Below are 2,820 nucleotides of genomic sequence, written 5' to 3'. Positions count from 1 at the left end.
AGTGCCGACGTTAACGTGGGGAAGGGAACGATCAAACTTTTCCTTAGCCATCGATACAATCCTCCGCAGAAGAAATAGTCTTGCGCTGATAAAACAAAGGCAGATATTTTCATATCTGCCTTGTTTATATGGAGCTCTTGAGCGGACTTGAACCGCTGACCTCACCCTTACCAAGGGTGTGCTCTACCAACTGAGCTACAAGAGCGAAACATTTTGTGCAAAATCCAGCAAACTTGGAGCGGGTAGCGGGAATCGAACCCGCATCATCAGCTTGGAAGGCTGAGGTTCTACCACTAAACTATACCCGCGGAGCTTGCGGCTCTCGCTAAGACTGGTGGAGGGAGAAGGATTCGAACCTTCGAAGCTCTCGCAACGGATTTACAGTCCGTCCCCTTTGACCGCTCGGGAATCCCTCCAGATGTGGCCGGCATTCTATTTGTCTGCCGTCCTAGTGTCAAGCGTTTTTTCAAATTTTTTCAATCAAATCTGAAACTTAGCTGCTTTGACACCGCTTCCAGCTCTACCACCTGAGTGGTGTTCCCTGTGAAGCGGGCGCCATTCTATCAAGCTATTCGCCAGTTGCAATACCCTGGCAGAAAATAATTTTATGTTTTAAGTCTTTGAAATCATTGGAAAGAGCCAAGAGCACCGTTTGGTCCAACAAACGCTCGCTTTCTGGAGCAACCTTGAGCCAGCGACCATCCGCTCCAGGCAGCTGTCCTGCAACCGGCGAGGTGGCAATATCCAGACTCAGCAGGCGTTGACGCAGCGCATCCAACTGCTCCTGCCCCTTCACGCCTCCGACTACCAGGCATTCATCACGACGCTTGGGCGGTGCCGACACACCTGTCTCACGCAACAGACGGATTTCTTGCTGATTCCCCTTGTACAGCGACAATGGGGCGACTTCCTTGACCTTCAGCGGGGCTTCCTGCTGATGCCATACGTAGTAAAAGACGTTGAGCACCAGTAACAGCAGAAACAACCAGCGCATAGGCACCTCAATCCAATGGGCAGGCCATTGCCAGGCCAACGAAAACCAGGTCAGGCACGACCCGCGCCTGTGGCAGGGCCGCCCTCACCAGCGGCGCATCACCGCCAGTGAGGAACACGGTGAACTCCTCACCCCATAGCACACGAGCCTGCTCAAGCTGGGTGTAGGCAAAGCCCTGGAGCATCAATACGCAACCGCGCTCCACCGCTTCGACAGTCGAGCGACCTGGCGACAAGCTGGTCAATGCGCGCTCCGCAGAGGCATCGTCATAGCGGATACGACGGGTGTGAGTGCGCAGCTGGCTACGCATCAATGGCATACCCGGGCAGATGTAGCCCCCCAGATGCTCGCCATCTGCAGACACGAAGTCCGCTTTGGCCGCGGTACCCAGGTCAATCACCAGGCACGCGCCCTTGGCCAGGTGAAATGCCCCCAGCGCCGCCAGCCAACGATCCATACCCAGACGCTGATAGTCGTCATAGCCATTGCGCACACCTGCCATTTCACGGACAGGGTGGGCAACTCTTGCCTGCACGGCAAATGCCTGAGCAATCAACGCGCAAAGCGCATCGGTTTCTTCTTCGCTGCGCACACTGACAATACGGCATCCCGTGAGGCGTACTGAAGCGAGCGCAGCCACTTCGGCCACCAGCGCCTGGTCGGAATCGACGATCCCGCCACCTTCAATCACAGCATCGGCGACATGGATCACCCGCCACTTGATGAAGCTGTTACCGCAATCGAGCTCAAGAATCATCACGCAACCTCAAACTGAGCTCACCACCACTGAAGCTCTTTTCCATCCCGTCCACCTCAAGGCGCAAACCACCCTGCCCGTCGACGCCAAGAACCACACCATCAATACGTGTACTACCAGCAACAAGCGATACATTGCGCCCCTGCCACAAGTGTGCCTGCTCCCACTCCTCCTGGAATGCAGCAAAGCCGTAGCGGCGATGGCGCGCCAATTCGTGCTGTAGCTGCTGACTGAGCAGCGCTACCAAGTGATTGCGATCTATGGCTGCTCCAACCTCACGCCGCATAGAGGTCCACTGCTGATCGACCTGTTCGTTTACCTGCATGTTTACATTGACACCAATGCCTAGCACTACATGACAGACATCTGCAGGATCGCCCACCAACTCCAGGAGAATCCCGGTGATCTTCTGCCCACGTACCAGCACATCGTTAGGCCATTTGAGCCCGACATCCTTTACACCGAACGCCTGCAAGGTGCGCATTACCGCCAACCCCACTACCAAGCTCAACCCCTCGAGCTGACGCATGCCTCCATCGACGCGCAGCACCAGGCTGTAATAGAGATTTTCAGCAAATGGACTGACCCACTGCCGGCCGCGCCGACCGCGTCCGGCGCTCTGGCGCTCAGCCAGAACCAGGAATGGAGCCGCCTGCCCTTCACTGGCAAGGCGCAAGCCTTCGGCATTGGTCGAATCGATGGTTTCGTGGATGAATACCGGCCACTGTTCGCCCACGGCGAACTCGGCGATTGCCTGGGCCTCAAGCAAAGCCAGTGGCGCGGCCAACTGGTAACCGCGCCCACGAACCTTGTGAATGGTGAGGTTCAGCTCACTTTCCAGATGCTGCAGCTGCTTCCAAACTGCGCTGCGACTCACCCCTAGGGCTGCCCCCAGAGCTTCTCCGGAATGGAACCGACCGTCCTTGAGGAGATTCAACAACTTCAGCATGCCAGTCTCGACTTGGAATAAGGGAGGCATGATAGCCATGGGCTGTTGGCTTGCATAGGAAAAGGGCCTGCAGGAGAGGCCTTGTATCGCAATCACAGAGAGAAGCAGTGGCAGGCCAGG

At 56.4% G+C, this 2,820-nt stretch carries 3 protein-coding genes and 3 tRNA genes; all 6 read right to left on the bottom strand.

From position 1 onward, the window contains the following. Nucleotides 1-129: 129 nt before the first annotated feature. A tRNA-Thr gene (locus BJQ17_RS29385) sits at nucleotides 130-205 on the bottom strand. Nucleotides 206-234: 29 nt separating this feature from the next. Beyond that, nucleotides 235-308: transfer RNA gene (locus BJQ17_RS29380), tRNA-Gly, on the bottom strand. A 24-nt stretch (nucleotides 309-332) separates the two neighbouring features. Continuing rightward, nucleotides 333-416 (bottom strand) — tRNA-Tyr (locus tag BJQ17_RS29375). A gap of 152 nt (nucleotides 417-568) precedes the next feature. After that, on the bottom strand, nucleotides 569-994 hold the full coding sequence (locus tag BJQ17_RS29370) for a hypothetical protein (RefSeq protein ID WP_003255504.1): 426 nt from the start codon (nucleotides 992-994) through the stop codon (nucleotides 569-571). A 7-nt stretch (nucleotides 995-1,001) separates the two neighbouring features. Further along, nucleotides 1,002-1,751, bottom strand: coding sequence for a pantothenate kinase (locus BJQ17_RS29365; protein WP_003255505.1), 750 nt, complete (start codon nucleotides 1,749-1,751; stop codon nucleotides 1,002-1,004). Then, nucleotides 1,741-2,700 carry a bifunctional biotin--[acetyl-CoA-carboxylase] ligase/biotin operon repressor BirA gene (gene birA, locus BJQ17_RS29360; RefSeq protein ID WP_003255506.1) on the bottom strand — a complete coding sequence of 320 codons (960 nt, stop codon included), beginning with the start codon at nucleotides 2,698-2,700 and terminating at the stop codon, nucleotides 1,741-1,743. The genes BJQ17_RS29365 and birA overlap by 11 nt, the downstream gene beginning before the upstream one ends. Nucleotides 2,701-2,820: the final 120 nt, after the last annotated feature.

The organism is Pseudomonas sp. NBRC 111139 (assembly GCF_001753955.1).
GTDB lineage: Bacteria > Pseudomonadota > Gammaproteobacteria > Pseudomonadales > Pseudomonadaceae > Aquipseudomonas > Aquipseudomonas alloputida.
This window is presented reverse-complemented; position numbering and strand designations above follow the sequence as displayed.

Bases quoted from the DNA above. Each gene is read 5' to 3' on its own strand.
- BJQ17_RS29370 (WP_003255504.1), bottom strand. From the start codon at position 994: ATGCGCTGGTTGTTTCTGCTGTTACTGGTGCTCAACGTCTTTTACTAC.
- BJQ17_RS29365 (WP_003255505.1), bottom strand. From the start codon at position 1,751: ATGATTCTTGAGCTCGATTGCGGTAACAGCTTCATCAAGTGGCGGGTG.
- birA (WP_003255506.1), bottom strand. From the start codon at position 2,700: ATGCTGAAGTTGTTGAATCTCCTCAAGGACGGTCGGTTCCATTCCGGA.